Origin of the sequence: Vibrio sp. LQ2, assembly GCF_023920125.1 — a bacterium.
GTDB classification, from domain to species: domain Bacteria; phylum Pseudomonadota; class Gammaproteobacteria; order Enterobacterales; family Vibrionaceae; genus Vibrio; species Vibrio fluvialis.
Genome location: NZ_CP085308.1, coordinates 4,054,168 through 4,068,959, shown reverse-complemented (window position 1 = coordinate 4,068,959; position 14,792 = coordinate 4,054,168). Strand labels below are relative to the sequence as shown.

14 protein-coding genes are annotated in these 14,792 nt (G+C 47.1%); 5 read left to right on the top strand and 9 right to left on the bottom strand.

The genetic code is table 11. The features are described from left to right. The first annotated feature begins 55 nt into the window (after nucleotides 1-55). Nucleotides 56-1,348 (top strand): phosphoribosylamine--glycine ligase, encoded by a 1,293-nt coding sequence (gene purD / locus LGV68_RS18880; RefSeq protein WP_158147998.1) that lies wholly within the window; start codon nucleotides 56-58, stop codon nucleotides 1,346-1,348. 78 nt (nucleotides 1,349-1,426) lie between these two features. On the opposite strand, the gene LGV68_RS18875 is transcribed toward purD, so the two are convergent. Further along, nucleotides 1,427-2,119, bottom strand: a complete 693-nt coding sequence (locus LGV68_RS18875; RefSeq protein WP_158147997.1) for a DUF1481 domain-containing protein — start codon at nucleotides 2,117-2,119, stop codon at nucleotides 1,427-1,429. A gap of 42 nt (nucleotides 2,120-2,161) precedes the next feature. Continuing rightward, a complete protein-coding gene (hupA, locus tag LGV68_RS18870) occupies nucleotides 2,162-2,434 on the bottom strand; it encodes a nucleoid-associated protein HU-alpha (RefSeq protein WP_004728324.1) in 273 nt (90 codons plus the stop codon). Between the two features lie 352 nt (nucleotides 2,435-2,786). Here hupA and LGV68_RS18865 point away from each other — a divergent pair, with 352 nt between their 5' ends. Beyond that, the gene (locus tag LGV68_RS18865) at nucleotides 2,787-3,863 is read left to right on the top strand and encodes a hemolysin family protein (protein WP_020332390.1); all 1,077 of its coding nucleotides are present in this window, start codon (nucleotides 2,787-2,789) and stop codon (nucleotides 3,861-3,863) included. Nucleotides 3,864-3,916: 53 nt separating this feature from the next. Here LGV68_RS18865 and LGV68_RS18860 read toward each other — a convergent pair whose 3' ends face one another. Continuing rightward, a complete protein-coding gene (locus LGV68_RS18860) occupies nucleotides 3,917-5,158 on the bottom strand; it encodes a mechanosensitive ion channel family protein (protein WP_158125625.1) in 1,242 nt (413 codons plus the stop codon). 178 nt (nucleotides 5,159-5,336) lie between these two features. Further along, nucleotides 5,337-5,942: a DUF416 family protein gene (locus LGV68_RS18855; RefSeq protein WP_020332392.1), complete on the bottom strand. Its 606-nt coding sequence runs from the start codon at nucleotides 5,940-5,942 to the stop codon at nucleotides 5,337-5,339. Nucleotides 5,943-6,014: 72 nt separating this feature from the next. Here LGV68_RS18855 and LGV68_RS18850 point away from each other — a divergent pair, with 72 nt between their 5' ends. After that, nucleotides 6,015-6,941, top strand: a complete 927-nt coding sequence (locus LGV68_RS18850) for a D-2-hydroxyacid dehydrogenase (protein ID WP_222755830.1) — start codon at nucleotides 6,015-6,017, stop codon at nucleotides 6,939-6,941. Further along, nucleotides 6,941-7,519: a uracil-DNA glycosylase family protein gene (locus LGV68_RS18845; protein ID WP_047463325.1), complete on the top strand. Its 579-nt coding sequence runs from the start codon at nucleotides 6,941-6,943 to the stop codon at nucleotides 7,517-7,519. The genes LGV68_RS18850 and LGV68_RS18845 overlap by 1 nt, the downstream gene beginning before the upstream one ends. Before the next feature lie 11 nt (nucleotides 7,520-7,530). Here the strand turns inward: LGV68_RS18845 and LGV68_RS18840 are convergent, their stop codons facing one another. Further along, nucleotides 7,531-8,850, bottom strand: coding sequence for an MBL fold metallo-hydrolase (locus LGV68_RS18840; protein ID WP_047463322.1), 1,320 nt, complete (start codon nucleotides 8,848-8,850; stop codon nucleotides 7,531-7,533). A gap of 147 nt (nucleotides 8,851-8,997) precedes the next feature. Then, nucleotides 8,998-10,083: a Wzz/FepE/Etk N-terminal domain-containing protein gene (locus LGV68_RS18835; protein ID WP_233976452.1), complete on the bottom strand. Its 1,086-nt coding sequence runs from the start codon at nucleotides 10,081-10,083 to the stop codon at nucleotides 8,998-9,000. Nucleotides 10,084-10,345: 262 nt separating this feature from the next. Here LGV68_RS18835 and wecA point away from each other — a divergent pair, with 262 nt between their 5' ends. After that, on the top strand, nucleotides 10,346-11,404 hold the full coding sequence (wecA, locus tag LGV68_RS18830; RefSeq protein WP_252535872.1) for a UDP-N-acetylglucosamine--undecaprenyl-phosphate N-acetylglucosaminephosphotransferase: 1,059 nt from the start codon (nucleotides 10,346-10,348) through the stop codon (nucleotides 11,402-11,404). Nucleotides 11,405-11,458: 54 nt separating this feature from the next. On the opposite strand, the gene LGV68_RS18825 is transcribed toward wecA, so the two are convergent. From LGV68_RS18825 to LGV68_RS18815, 3 genes are read right to left on the bottom strand one after another with little or no spacing between them, the layout of a single operon-like run. Next, nucleotides 11,459-12,883 (bottom strand): phosphomannomutase, encoded by a 1,425-nt coding sequence (locus LGV68_RS18825; protein ID WP_233976424.1) that lies wholly within the window; start codon nucleotides 12,881-12,883, stop codon nucleotides 11,459-11,461. A 13-nt stretch (nucleotides 12,884-12,896) separates the two neighbouring features. Beyond that, nucleotides 12,897-14,303, bottom strand: coding sequence for a mannose-1-phosphate guanylyltransferase/mannose-6-phosphate isomerase (locus LGV68_RS18820; protein ID WP_233976425.1), 1,407 nt, complete (start codon nucleotides 14,301-14,303; stop codon nucleotides 12,897-12,899). Nucleotides 14,304-14,317: 14 nt separating this feature from the next. After that, the gene (locus tag LGV68_RS18815; protein ID WP_199251406.1) at nucleotides 14,318-14,782 is read right to left on the bottom strand and encodes a GDP-mannose mannosyl hydrolase; all 465 of its coding nucleotides are present in this window, start codon (nucleotides 14,780-14,782) and stop codon (nucleotides 14,318-14,320) included. Nucleotides 14,783-14,792 lie beyond the last annotated feature (10 nt).

The window sequence follows — 14,792 nt, the reverse complement described above, 5'->3', positions numbered from 1 at the left end:
TTGGCCGAGCTCCCAATGATTAAGAGATCCGAATTTAAAATTAAGGAATTCATTTATGCGAGTTTTAATTATTGGTTCTGGCGGTCGCGAGCACGCGCTGGGCTGGAAAGTCGCGCAAAACCCTGCCATTGAAACCGTATTTATCGCTCCGGGAAACGCGGGTACCGCGCTGGAAGCGAAACTGCAAAACGTCAACATTGCGGTTGAAGATGTCGCAGGCCTAGTTGCCTTTGCACAAGACAACGGGATTGAGCTGACGATCGTTGGCCCTGAAGCGCCGCTCGTGATTGGCGTGGTGGACGCATTCCGCGCCGCTGGCCTGCCAATCTTTGGTCCGACTCAAGCCGCTGCGCAATTGGAAGGCTCGAAAGCATTCACCAAAGATTTTCTGGCGCGTCACAACATTCCAACCGCCGCTTATGCCAACTTCACTGAAATTGAGCCTGCACTGGCTTATGTGCGTGAACAAGGTGCACCGATCGTCGTCAAAGCCGACGGTTTGGCCGCAGGCAAAGGTGTGATTGTCGCCATGACGCTGGAAGAAGCGGAAGAGGCCATCAAAGACATGCTGGCGGGCAACGCGTTTGGTGATGCAGGCAGCCGTGTTGTGGTTGAAGAGTTCCTGGATGGCGAAGAAGCCAGCTTCATCGTGATGGTCGATGGCGAAAACGTTTTGCCAATGGCCACCAGCCAAGACCACAAACGTGTCGGCGACCAAGACACCGGCCCGAACACCGGCGGCATGGGCGCTTACTCACCAGCGCCTGTGGTGACCCAAGCCATCCACGACCGCGTGATGCAGGAAGTGATTTACCCAACCGTGCGTGGCATGGCGGCCGAAGGCAATCCATACACCGGATTCCTGTACGCTGGCCTGATGATCGACAGCACTGGCGCGCCAAAAGTGATTGAATACAACTGCCGCTTTGGTGACCCAGAAACACAGCCGATCATGATGCGCATGCAGTCTGACCTGGTTGAACTGTGTCTGGCGGCGATTGACGGCAAACTGGACCAAGTGGAATCGAAATGGGATCCGCGCGCGTCCATCGGTATCGTACTGGCCGCGGGCGGCTACCCGGGTGATTACGCCAAAGGCGACATCATTTCCGGCCTGCCAACCACTGAAGTGGAAGGTCAGAAAGTGTTCCACGCCGGCACCACCGACAAAGATGGCCACGTCGTCACTAACGGCGGCCGCGTTCTGTGTGCGACTGCACTCGGCAATACCGTTTCAGAAGCGCAGCAACGTGCGTACGAACTGGCGAAACAGATCAGTTGGAATGGCATGTTCCACCGCAACGACATCGGTTACCGCGCGATCGCTCGCGAGCAGGAAAACCAATAACTTCCAAAGTTGATTAGCAGAAAGGCGCCGTTAGGCGCCTTTTTTATGTTCGTAGTGTCCGCTCAAATGAGAACGTGATTATTCGCTGATCAGATTCGGACGACTAATGCAGTCGTGGTTATCATCAGCCAGCATCAGTAACTCTTCGACATACACTTTGTCGTTACGGATTTTGCCCAGAAAGGCGACATAGCTGTCGAGCGATGAGAGACGGTTGACTACAAAATTCGGTAAGGTCTGATTAAATTCAATCCTGCGATATTCTCGCCCGGTACAGGTTTCGAAAACCTCACCATCCCACACACCCTGAATCAATTCCAACCCTTGTGCATCCTGAGATTTGGTCATCTCTGCCAGAGCATTCGCCTGCTGCTGATAGTGCGACAACTGATCCTGATTAAGTGGCAGCACTTTACCATCGACACGGTATTGCTGATACACCGCTTCACCATCTTTATTGAAACGCAGCTGCACACGATAAGGGACTAAGGTTTGGTTCTTGGGCTGAACGCCTTCACGCACCACTTCTCGCACCTGGCCTTCATCCCAGCGATAGCTGGATTGATACCAGCCAAAGCGTTCAGACGAAACATAGTCGGCGGCGCTGCTGGGTTGATTCTGACGTTCGGTGTACCAATAGAAACTGGTGGCGTCTCCCATACTCTGACCACCCGTGTAGTCATTAATTTGCTCGAGATTAGCCGTCGGGAGAGAAGATGAGCATCCGGCCAGTAGGCCAAACGCAAAAATAGGAAACAGAAGTTTTTTCATAAAGGGAAAAACGCCGAGATACATATCTCGGCGTAGTATAGATTACTTCACTGAATCTTTCAGTGCTTTACCAGCGACGAATGCAGGTACGTTAGCTGCTGCAATTTTGATCTCTTCGCCAGTTTTTGGGTTACGACCAGTGCGTGCTGCACGGTGGTTTACTTTGAATGTACCAAAACCAATTAGTTGAACTTGGTCACCCTCTTTCAGTGCGCCTTCAACCGCGCCAAGAGTAGCTTCAAGAGCAGCTTTAGCCTGAGCTTTAGATAGATCTGCTTTCTCTGCGATAAAGTCGATTAATTGGGTCTTGTTCATTAGGTTTCCCTTCTCATAGGTTATCGAATTCAGTTCACTCTAAAGCATAAATGCCCCGTCTGGCAAAGGTTTGTCGCGTAACTTGTGCCTCTCTGACGTACTTTTAACCATAATATGAGTAATAACTCACAATTTGTTACCCATTGAACGAGGCGCCTGACTTGTTTTTAACGCAAAATGTCTCCAAATATTTCCGGTCAAACACCCGCTAAGCCTGATATATCAAGGTGTTTCGGAAATAAGATTGTTCACAATCAATACCGATGCGTAACAAATCCAGCACACTTTTTTGCGGAAAAAACGTCATCAATCTGAATGTTTAATCGTTGGATAACACCATTAAGGAACCAGCATGTTTTTGCTTACGATATACGTCACTGTGGCGATTGGCGTATCGTTTATTTGTTCTGTACTCGAAGCCGTTTTACTCAGCCTGACGCCCAGCTATCTCGCCCAGCTCCGCCAGCAGTCACACCCGTCGGCCGAGAAACTGGCCCAACTGAAAGGCGACATCGACCGCCCACTGGCCTCGATTCTGACCTTAAACACCATTGCTCACACCATTGGTGCCGCAAGTGCCGGTGCGCAAGCCGCCGTTGTCTTTGGCAGCCAGTGGCTGGGGGTTTTCTCTGCCGTGCTGACGCTCGGTATTCTGGTGTTGTCTGAAATCGTGCCGAAAACTATTGGTGCAACCTATTGGCGCCAGCTCGCACCAGCCAGCGCCGTGATCCTTGGCTGGATGGTGTGGTGTCTGACGCCGTTTGTGTGGTTCTCGCAGCAAATCACCAAACGTCTGGCACGCAACATTGAAGTGCCGCGTCTGCGTGACGAACTGTCTGCCATGGCGCTGCTGGCCAACGAAAGTGGTGAACTGGCCGAAGGCGAATCGAAGATACTCAATAACCTGCTGGCCATCAGCGACGTGCCCGTCACTCAGGTCATGACGCCGCGTACCGTGCTGTTTCGTGTTAATGCAGAACTGAGCATCAACGAGTTCCTGCTTGAACACCGCGATACGCCGTTTTCCCGCCCGTTAGTCTATAGTGAGGACAGCGATAACATCATCGGCTTTGTGCATCGCTTAGAGCTGTTCAAGCTGCAACAAAGCGGCTTGGGCGAGCAACAACTTGGCGCTGTGATGCGGCCGATCCATGTGTTACTTAATACTCAAACCCTACCCAAAGCCTTTGCTCAGATGATGAAAAACCGTCTGCAGCTTTCCTTAGTGGTGGATGAATATGGCACCGTACAAGGTCTGCTGACGCTGGAAGATGTGTTTGAACACTTGCTCGGTGAGGAAATTATCGATGAAGCCGATAAGACCACCGACATGCAGAAACTGGCGACAGAACGCTGGGAAAATTGGAAAAAGCAACACGGTGTGATTGAAAGCCGTGACGAAGATGACCCGCAAGAGAGCCGTAAATAAGCACTCAGCTTGCAAAGACAACGCCCCTCGATAAGAGGGGCGTTTTTGATTGGCTAGTTCGCGTGCAATTGTCGGAAGTCGTGCCCTGTCGGCGCCTGAGCAACCCGCAAGCCGAAATCTGGCAACACGGCATACAAGTGGTCAAAGATATCGGACTGAATACGCTCGTACTCGACCCACGCGGTGGTATTGGTAAAGCAGTACAACTCCAACGCGATGCCTTCATGAGTCGGTGCCAGCTGGCGTACCATTAACGTCATACGCTGATGGATTTCCGGATGTGCACGCAGGTAACGCTCCAGATAGGCTCGGAAACTGCCCAGATTAGTCAGTCGGCGGCCGTTGATCAGACACTCTTCATCAAACTGCTGGCGATGATTGTATTGCGTGATCTCTTCCAGTTTGGTTTTGATGTAAGGTTCCAGCAACTTGGCCCGGGTTAAATGGCCAATATCCTGCTGAGACAGAAAATGTACGCTGGTCGCGTCAATCAGCACACTGCGTTTAATGCGGCGTCCGCCCGAATCCTGCATCCCTTTCCAGTTTTTAAATGAATCGGAAATCAGTGCATAAGTGGGAATAGTAGTGATGGTTTTGTCCCAGTTCTGCACTTTCACTGTGGTCAGGCTGATATCAATCACGTCACCGTCGGCACCATACTTCGGCATTTCCAGCCAATCGCCTACGCTGAGCATCTTATTGGCCGAGAGTTGAATTCCAGCCACCAGCCCGAGGATCGGGTCTTTGAACACCAACATGATGACCGCGGTAAGAGCACCGACCCCACTCAACAGAATGAGCGGCGATTTACCCACCAGAATCGATGTGGCCAGCAACGCCGCAATCACAAAGAAAACGATCTTCAGACTCTGCACAATGCCGCGCACGGGCATGTTGCGGCCAAGCGGCGTACGTGACAGCAGCGTATCCGCCACGTCAAGTAGCGAGAACATCGCCAGCAAGACAAACAGCACGATCCACAGCGCCACCAACGTCAGAATCCAATCACGGATTGCGCTCTCCGGCGACAGCCACATGCTGGTCTGAACCGCAATCAAAATGCCTTGAATGACCAAAGCAATCCGGCTGAACAACTTGCCGGCAAACAGCGCATGACGCCACACCGCCTCAGATTTGGTTGCGCGTCGTTTCAACCACGCGACCACTCCGCGATGCAATACGAGATGCACCACTACGGCAATCAGAACAATTAAGCCTAATGCTTCTGAAATCTTAAGAAACTGAGACATCTCAATACCAAACTGACTCAGCCAAGTCTCCAGAGACTGCAACATGTTTAACTCCTGCATTGGGACAACGTGATACGCATCGTAACGCATTCTGCACTGCAGAACTGCGGCGGCAACAATTTATGACAATATTCGGACGCAATGAGGCGATGAATGAAGGATGTTGTGGGTAAGGGAACGGATAAAGAAAAGGCAGGAGAGAGTCTTCTGCCTTGGGGAAATATTACAATGACACGCCGATATTGCTGATGCAGTCGTCGCGCAGCTCCTGACGCAGATCTTTGATCAGATCGATATCGCGCTCACTTGCTTCACGCAGTGGTCGGTAGATGGCCCATTGCACATCCCACTCTTCGCACACGGCTTCGTTCTCTTTCTGATTGTCGTTGGTGATGGTTTCACCGGTTTGCGCTTCTTCCAGTTGCGCGACGGTTTGCACCGAAATCTGGCTGACTTTCTGCATCGATTCGTACAAATCATCGCGATCCAGCAGGCCATGCAGCGCCGTTGCGAGCGCTTCACACGCATCAATCGCAGGATAAACCGCGTACAGATCAAACTCGTCTGAGGTCGGGATCAGCTCTTCCAGCTTTTCCAATTGACGCTCAAAGTTAATCTTGGCGTTTTTCACCGTCATCAATTCCCAGATACTGTCGAGAATTTCACGGTAACGGCGTGGCTCAGCGAATTGGGTATGTTCACAGAACATGGCGTAATTCGGATACATGCGTTCACATAGACACGCCATAAAGGTAATCTGTTGCCAAGGTTCAAACTTCTCAAGGCGAAGTTGCAAAGGGTTCTGTAACCCATTTGATGTCTGTAACATGGTCACTCAATTCGTTGCGGATAAAGACAGCGGAAGTGTACTGGATAACCAGCAGGGAAAAAAGGCGCATCTATGAACAATTTCACTCATCAGCTGTACATTTTAACGGAGCACAATGACCTCTATCGTGACGCCATTGAAGCGCTGCAGCTGCCCGATCTGGTGATTACCGAAGATCGCAGTCAGGCAGACTTGTTACTGGCCGCACCGCCGATGGCTGCTCGCTGCCTGGAGGAATTTCCGCGTTTAGAGTGGTTGCAATCGGCTTACGCTGGCGTCGATGCGCTTATCGCCCCGGCACTGCGCCAGGATTACGAGCTCACCAACGTGAAAGGCATCTTCGGCCAACAAATCGCGGAATACGTGCTCGGTTACACCATCGGTCACTATCGCCATTTCGCGCGTTATCAGCAGCAACAGCAGCATGCGCAGTGGCAGCCGCACTTATATCAATCGCTGACTGGCCAGGTGATGACCATTCTCGGCACGGGCTCAATCGGTGCCCATCTGGCTGATGTGGCTGCCGCATTTGGCCTAACGGTGATTGGCGTCAACAGCTCCGGCATTCCGCCCAAGCAAGGCGCCTTCAGTCAGACGTATCACATTAATGAATTACCTGCCGCACTCGCTCAGGCGAATATCGTAGTCAACACATTGCCCAATACGCCAAGTACGATTGGATTGTTGGGCCAAGAGACCTTGAGCCATTGCCAGCAGGCGCTGCTGTTCAACGTCGGTCGGGGCAAAACCTTAGTCGAAGATGAGCTGATTCCACTGATTGAACTTGGTCATATTCAGCACGCGTTTTTAGACGTATTTGTGGCTGAACCGCTCGCCGAATCACATCCATTCTGGACACATGCGGCGATCACCGTCACGCCGCACATTGCTGCGCTGAGCTTTCCGCATCAGGTGGTGGAAATCTTTGCCGAAAATTACGCGTTATGGCGCGATGGCTTCCAGCTCAATAACCGCATTGATTTTGCCAAGGGGTACTGATGCTCTGTGATCTGCTGCGAGAAGTTCGTCAATGCCGGGTATGTGAGCCCGCACTGCCGCTGGGTGCCAATCCGGTGATTCAGGCGCATGAAGAGGCGCGGATTTTGATCATCGGTCAGGCACCCGGTATTCGCGTACATGAAAGCTCGATACCGTGGAACGACCCGAGTGGCGATCGCCTGCGCCAATGGCTGAACGTGGACAAAGAGACGTTTTACGATCCAAAGCAGATTGCCATCATGCCAATGGGACTGTGTTATCCGGGCAAAGGTAAGAGCGGCGATCTGCCGCCACGTAAAGAGTGCGCGCCGCTATGGCATCAGAAAGTGCTGGCGCAACTGCCCAACATCGAAATAACGCTGCTGATTGGTCAGTATGCGCAAAACTACTACCTGAAAGATAAACCATCCACCCTGACTGACACCGTCCGTCAATGGCAACGCTGGGCGCCACACTACATTCCTCTGCCGCATCCTTCACCACGCAATACCTTGTGGTTAAAGAAAAACCCGTGGTTTGAAGAAGAAGTGGTGACGTATATCCGCCAACATTTCCATACTCAGCTCAGCGCTCACTAGCGGTTCGGGTGTTATTCGATGACGTTGTAGCCTTTGTCACGCAGCAGTTGAGCGAACGCTTGCTTGGCCTCTTGCTCACCGTGGATTAGGTGCACTTCTTTTGGCTTCTCATCAATACCTTCGATAAATGCCAGCAGATCATCCTGGTCTGCGTGCGCGGAATAACCCGACATGACATGAATCTGAGCATTCACTTCAACCTCTTCCCCTTCAATCATCACCACTTTGTCGCCCTGCTTAATGGCGCGCCCCAGAGTCCCTTCAGCCTGAAAGCCAGCGAAAATAACGTCGGTCCGAGGATCAGGAAGCAACGCTTTAAGATAATCAACAATTCGCCCGCCTTCACACATGCCGGACGCGGCCACCACTATCGATGCCTCTCCGGTCGAAACCAGTCGGTTCACCAAGGCTTCATGCGAGCGATAGTCCTGAACCAGTACACACTGATCGAACGCCAGCGGATGGCGATGCATTTCTAAACGCTCTTTGGCTTCTTCACCCCAGAGCTGTTTGAATCGACGATAAGACTCGGTGACTTTTTGTGCCATTGGAGAATCGAGAATGATAGGTAAATCAGCGTTGATCTGATGTTCATACACCAATTGCTCAATATCGAACAACAGCTCTTGCGTGCGGCCAATACTAAAGGCGGGGATGAGAATCGTGCCACCATCGGCCAATGAACGATCGATGATTTCACGCAGTTTGTTGGCGCGCTCTTCAACGCCATCGTGATGGGTGTCGCCATACGTCGTCTCAATGACCAGATAATTTGCATGCATTGGCGGCACCGGATCGGGCAGTAACGGCGTGTTGCTCGGACCTAAATCACCAGAGAAGACAATCACTTCCTGATTCGGGAGTTGAATTTCAAGATAGGCGGAACCCAGAATATGCCCGGCAGGTACAAACTGGCACTGCAACATGACGCCGGAATCAGACTCAATGCGAAAACGCTGTTCGTATTCAATCGGCTCAATCAGGTGGTCAATCTTATCCAGTACCACCTCCCGCTGCGCACGCGAGAAGCCGGATTGTAACTTCATACCATCATCCAGCATCAGAGGAACTAATTCTGCTGTCGCCGGTGTGCAATAGATTGGTCCGGTAAAACCCGCTGCAATCAACCAAGGCAACCGACCGATATGGTCGATGTGCGCATGTGTCAGAATAAGCGCCTGGATGTGTTCAATCGGGAAATCCGGTTCGATATCCAGCGCATCTTTGCCCTGAAACAGACCACAATCGACAAGAATCGCCAGATCATCAACAACCAGTTCATGACAAGAACCAGTCACCGTCTGTTTGCCACCATGATGTATGAGTTGCATGTCCTACTCCCATGTATTTAAAAGTAAACACATTTAGAAGTAAGACACAGAAAATGAAGAAGGAAAAGCGCTGAGGAGAATAGATGAGAAATAGCACCAAGTTTACATATGAAAAGAGCAGAGACTGTCAATCTCTGCTCTTTCGAATCAGCTTTCTTTTCTGAAGGCAAATCTAATCAATACTATCGCTATACCAAGCATTCCACCAAGTAGTGTACCCAAGACAACAATCAAAGCGCGTTTCGGCTTATCACGAGAAATAGGCTGTTCAACATTCTCCAAAAAGCGGAACGTTTGGAACTTAACATTGCGATCAATATGCAGATTATTCAACATATCCAGCTTAGCGTCGATTTGTTGCAAACGCGGTTCAATTACGCTTAGGTTCTTAATGGATTCCAGCACCTTCACTTTTTCTGATAGCGCCTTGGTACCCATATCTATTGAGAAAATTTCAGAACCATTGTTACTCTGGATTGGTGTCGTCACATCTGCCGCTTTGGCAATATCTAACGCATACTTTGCTCTTTCGGCTTCTACTTCAAGGCGGTTCTTCGCTTGTGACTCTAGGATTTTCTTTTGTTGCACTAGCTCATTGCGTTTTGAGGCAACAATAGCTTGCAAGTTGCTTAGCGCACCTTCTCGCTCTTTCTGGCTGATGTCATCAAGGTATTCGTTAAGTAAAGAATAACTACTTTCCTTCGTAGTTGACTGAAAACTCAGATTATAAGGTGACAGCTCTGCCTTTTTATCTTCAGCTTGTGCCACTATTTTTTCGAACCAACTCGCGTAGAGCCGACGACTCGCATCTTTTCCTTCATCAGTATCAGAGTTCGCAACACCAATAGCGGATTTATACTGTTGAAACTCTTCACTTGAATCTAAAAACTCTCGCTTATTATTGTTTGAATTATAGGCGTCGACAGCTCGTCTAAATAGAATTTCAGAATCGATCAAGTCATCAAGCTCTTCGCTCACAAGAACCGTTCCATCTTCTTGATAAATATCAAATACCGGTTGAAACTGTTTCACTTGCTGTCGATAAGCGGCAATATCCTGCGGCTGAGGCTCAGCAATTTTGGCAGTTGATGACCACCATTCTTGAGCACTCAAGGAGTAGGTAATAGCACAGATAACTACAATACATGTCGAAATAACGATAGTTAACTTACTAGTCCATAGCGCAGTAAGTAGCTCTCTTAAATCAATTTCGTCACTAGATTGTTGAATCATAGCGGACTTGGGATAGTGAGAACCTGACACATTGAATCCTTTAATTATCAAAGTATTATAATAATAAAACTAAAAATCACCTGCTACTTTAACACAAGCTTAAAAAGATAAGAATGTCGATTTAAGTGAATGCCCTTCAAAAAGCATAATCCACCTAATTTTCAGTAAAAATTTGCTCCTCATGTGTTAGCAAATCTGCTCTTTATTCAAAGGATAAATTCTACTAGAATTTCCACCTATTTATTACTTGGGGCTCATAATAGTGCTTGTTTCATTCGTCGACCTAGCTTTCTTGTTTTTCTTCTCTTTAGCTTCATTGTTTTTGCTCCGCAAAGTAGCAAAAGCTATCGGCCTAGTTGACAAGCCTAATTCCCGAAAGCTGCACAATGGTTCAGTTCCATTAGTGGGAGGAATCTCGATCTGCCTTACACTTATGTACTTTCTCTTTAACCATCAAAATATTATACCAAACACAACACTCTATGCTGGGTGCATTCTAATTTTGGTGTCAGTCGGTGCAATTGATGATAAGTATGACATCAGTTTTAAGATTCGTTTTTTAATACAAGCGATTCTTTCCATCGCCATGATGGTACTTGGTGGTATAGAGCTCCACACGATAGGCAATGTACTAGGGGCGGGAAATGTTACACTAGGCCCTTTGGGTTATTTCGTTACTATTGTTGCGGTAGTAGGCGCGATCAATGCGTTCAACATGGTAGATGGCATTGACGGTTTATTAGGTGCTCTTTCTGTTGTGACGTTTGGTGGCTTGGGGATAATGCTTGCGCACGATGGTCAAACAAACATTGCTTATCTATGCTTAGTCATGGTTGTAATAATAATCCCCTATATCCTTCTAAACTTGGGGTTGTTTGGAAGAAAGAGAAAAGTATTTATGGGGGATGCGGGAAGCATGCTAATTGGATTTACTGTCATTTGGTTACTTCTGCTTTCAAGCCAAAATGGTAAAGCACCTCCTCTTCGTCCGGTAACGGCACTTTGGCTAATAGCCGTACCATTAATGGATATGGCTGCAATCATGATTCGTCGCATACGTAGAGGGGACTCACCATTCAAACCAGACAGAGAGCACTTGCATCATATATTTCAAAGACTTGGACTTAGCTCATCACAGACCTTGATTACTATCTTCCTAATCTCTACAGCTTTCGCATCAGTAGGGATACTCAGTGAAATTTATAATGTTAGCGAAGCTGTAATGTTTTATAGTTACGTCTTATGTTTTTTGATTTATGCAATAATTTTAAATTATGTCTGGAGAATAACCACTTGGATTCGAACACTAAAAGAAAAATAATTAGCATTTTAAAAATTCGTAGCACTAATAATAGTGCTACGCTATAAACCACTCTTAACTAAAAGATATGTTTTTTATTTTCAAAAGGACAGTTTGTACAAGAGACTTCGCTTTTTCAACGGTATCAGACTCTGCATAGCATCTTAATTCTGGAGCATTACCTGATGGTCGCAAGTGAATTACATCATTGTTAGCTAATGTAATTCTCAAGCCATCTATTACATCGATAGACACAATGTCACTATCATATCCCAACTTACTTAATAAAAGTCTTTCTTTCCCATAAGATTGCGTTAATATTTCTTGACTCCTTTGGTTAGAAAAATTTGGTATGCGATCACTGTCAGTATAACGGGTTGATACTTTTTTAACTAGTGGTGCAATTCCTTGCTCTATACCAGCGCTTAATACCATCAATGCCGGTAATACGGCATCACGAGTGGGGAGCGCTTTTAAGCATTTTGAGTTGATAGAAATATCAGTACCTAATAGAAATCCTCCATTAGCCTCAAAACCAGCAACTGTGGAGTATTGCTTAGTTAAATTAGAAAACTCATTAATAACAAATGGTGAACCAATTTTAGTTAGAACCACAGTTGAAAAAACCGACGACTTGCTAATAATCGTATTGCAACTTACAGGAATAGCTACTGCTTCAACATTCATTTCTTGCGCAGCCAAGAAACCAAGAATATCGCCTCTAAGCCATTCACCATCCTCGCCAGCTACTAAAGGTCTATCACCATCACCATCGGTGGAAAAAATAAAATCAAGCTGATATTGGTTTGACCAACTTTTTGCCTTGGACTTGTCTTCATCTGTAACGGCTTCTGTATCAATTGGCACAAAATCATTACTACGGCCCAATGATATTACTTCTGCACCAAGCGTACCAAATATTTCTGGATAAAGATCTCTACCAGCACTTGAGTGTTCATAAATGCCAATCCGCTTACCCGATAGAAAACAACTATCAAATAAGCTCGTGTATCGTTCAATATATTGTTGTGCGGCATTTTTAGATATTATTAAGACCGGAAAGTCTTGGGGTGGTTCAAATTCACAATCAATGTTTGTAATTAGTTGTTCATCAGATTTAGTTATCTCGCCTCTAGGCGTATAAAACTTCAACCCATTGCGATCAAAAGGAATATGGCTACCTGTCACCATTATACAAGGAATCCCTTCTTGCATCGCAGAATAAGCTAATGCAGGCGTAGGTATTACTCCATAATAAACATGTTCAATACCTACATTCATTAAAGCTGCAATACATGATTGGGCTATTTTGGGGCTGCTCGGACGATTATCAATAGCAATAGCTATGCGTTTAAACTGATATACCTCTTTTAAACTAGTAACAAAAGCAATAGTATATGCTGCACACGCTTCTGGAGTAAACTGCGTTACTAAGCCTCGAGCACCACTTGTACCAAATTGAATACCTGATTTCGCAATCACTTGTTTAGTGTTTAACACTTTAATAAACCCTTTAATAACCTATTCCATACTCTTCTAAGCGAACAATATCATCTTCTTCGAGATAACTTCCGGATCTCACCTCAATTAAATGAAGATCGACCTTTCCGGGGTTTTCTATGCGATGAGCAGACCCCAAAGGAATATAAGTCGACTCATTCTCACTCACCAAGTACGTTTTATCACCGTTTGTCACCTTTGCCGTGCCTTGCACAACAATCCAGTGTTCTGCTCGATGGTGATGCATCTGAAGCGCCGTTTTCTCTCCGGGTTTTACCTTGAGATGCTTCACATGAAAACGCTCACCCTCAGCAATCTCATCGTGAGACCCCCACGGTCTATATACTTCTCTATGTTGTTCACATTCAGAGCGATTTTGCGCTTTAAGCTTGTTGACGATGTTTTTTACATCTTGCACTTTGTCTCTTTTGGCCACCAAAACAGCATCTTTTGTTTCAACGATCACAAGGTCATCGACCCCAACCGTTGAGACTAATTTATTCTGTGCATAGATATAGCTATTGTTCGTCTGCTCCGTGATCACATCACCGACAATCGCGTTACCTGCCTCATCCTTTCCAGAGATCTCCCATAACGCACTAAAAGAGCCGACATCACTCCATCCAGCATTCATTGGGACAACTAACGCATCTTGGGTTTTCTCCATTACCGCATAATCGATTGATTCATCCGGACATCCAATGAACTCACACTCTGCGACACGAATAAAATCTAAATCAGGTCTCGCACCGTCCATTGCCGCTTTACAGGCTTGCAGAATATCAGGACGATGTTTTTCAAGCTCCTTGAGGTAACGAGACGCTTTAAACATAAACATCCCGCTATTCCAATAGTACTCACCACTATCTAAATAAAGCTGTGCGGTTTTCAAATCTGGTTTTTCGACAAATCGTTCAACGCGGAAAATCGACTCTTTCACCACAGCGCCCTGCTTGATGTAGCCGTATCCGGTCTCTGCCGCCGTTGGCACAATACCGAAAGTGACCAACATACCTTCCTCGGCGGGTTGCATTGCATTTTCGACAGCCGTAACAAAGGCTTTCGAATTTTGAATCACATGGTCAGCAGCCAAGACAAGGAGTAACGGATCATCGCCGTCGCGAATCGCATGCAAAGCAGCTAAAGCGATTGCAGGAGCGGTATTACGGCCTGTCGGCTCCAGAATAATTCCACCATGTTGGACTTTATTTTGTCGTAGTTGCTCCGCAACAATGAAGCGATGTTCTTGATTGCAGATCAACATTGGAGCGTTATGCTCAAGGCCATCTAATCGAGCGATGGTGTCTTGAAGCATGGTTTTATCACTAGCCAAACTGATAAATTGCTTCGGATGCAGGCTTCTTGAAAGCGGCCACAATCGGCTTCCTGATCCGCCAGCCATAATTACAGGTAATAGCATTTCACTTACCTAATTCATTTATAATGTTCAGAAAAATATGCTTTGGTATTGCGATGAACAAGAGAAGAGCTCAATAACTCTTCTTCATTCCACCATTTATAATTATTATGCTGTTCAACAGGTAGCGCATCTAAATCAATATCCAAAACAATTTGATATCCAAGTACAACGTAATGTGTACTGAAATCTGTACCGGAGAAGTTGTCGTTGTACAGATGCTGATATGGACCCATAAATTGGGCTTTTGACCATGAGACTACCTGACCTAATTCAGCTTTTGTCAGGCGTTCGAAAGCTTGCTCAAACGTTTCGTCTTTGCATATACGTCCACCAGGAACAAACCAAAACCCTTGTGCTGGTCGATTTGTTCTCAGACCTAACAGGATCTGGTTGTCCGAATTACGAATAACCAGATCGATAGAGACTAATGGCGTCGACGCAACAACGGTTTTAAACGTTTCATCATTGAGTCGTTGCATCATTTTGCGA

Excerpts from the sequence above, each read along its gene's own strand:
- purD (WP_158147998.1), top strand. The coding sequence starts at position 56 with ATGCGAGTTTTAATTATTGGTTCTGGCGGTCGCGAGCACGCGCTGGGC.
- LGV68_RS18835 (WP_233976452.1), bottom strand. The coding sequence starts at position 10,083 with ATGATTCAACAATCTAGTGACGAAATTGATTTAAGAGAGCTACTTACT.
- LGV68_RS18850 (WP_222755830.1), top strand. The coding sequence starts at position 6,015 with ATGAACAATTTCACTCATCAGCTGTACATTTTAACGGAGCACAATGAC.
- LGV68_RS18875 (WP_158147997.1), bottom strand. The coding sequence starts at position 2,119 with ATGAAAAAACTTCTGTTTCCTATTTTTGCGTTTGGCCTACTGGCCGGA.
- LGV68_RS18865 (WP_020332390.1), top strand. The coding sequence starts at position 2,787 with ATGTTTTTGCTTACGATATACGTCACTGTGGCGATTGGCGTATCGTTT.
- LGV68_RS18820 (WP_233976425.1), bottom strand. The coding sequence starts at position 14,303 with ATGCTATTACCTGTAATTATGGCTGGCGGATCAGGAAGCCGATTGTGG.
- LGV68_RS18855 (WP_020332392.1), bottom strand. The coding sequence starts at position 5,942 with ATGTTACAGACATCAAATGGGTTACAGAACCCTTTGCAACTTCGCCTT.
- LGV68_RS18815 (WP_199251406.1), bottom strand. The coding sequence starts at position 14,782 with ATGCAACGACTCAATGATGAAACGTTTAAAACCGTTGTTGCGTCGACG.
- LGV68_RS18845 (WP_047463325.1), top strand. The coding sequence starts at position 6,941 with ATGCTCTGTGATCTGCTGCGAGAAGTTCGTCAATGCCGGGTATGTGAG.
- LGV68_RS18840 (WP_047463322.1), bottom strand. The coding sequence starts at position 8,850 with ATGCAACTCATACATCATGGTGGCAAACAGACGGTGACTGGTTCTTGT.
- LGV68_RS18860 (WP_158125625.1), bottom strand. The coding sequence starts at position 5,158 with ATGTTGCAGTCTCTGGAGACTTGGCTGAGTCAGTTTGGTATTGAGATG.
- hupA (WP_004728324.1), bottom strand. The coding sequence starts at position 2,434 with ATGAACAAGACCCAATTAATCGACTTTATCGCAGAGAAAGCAGATCTA.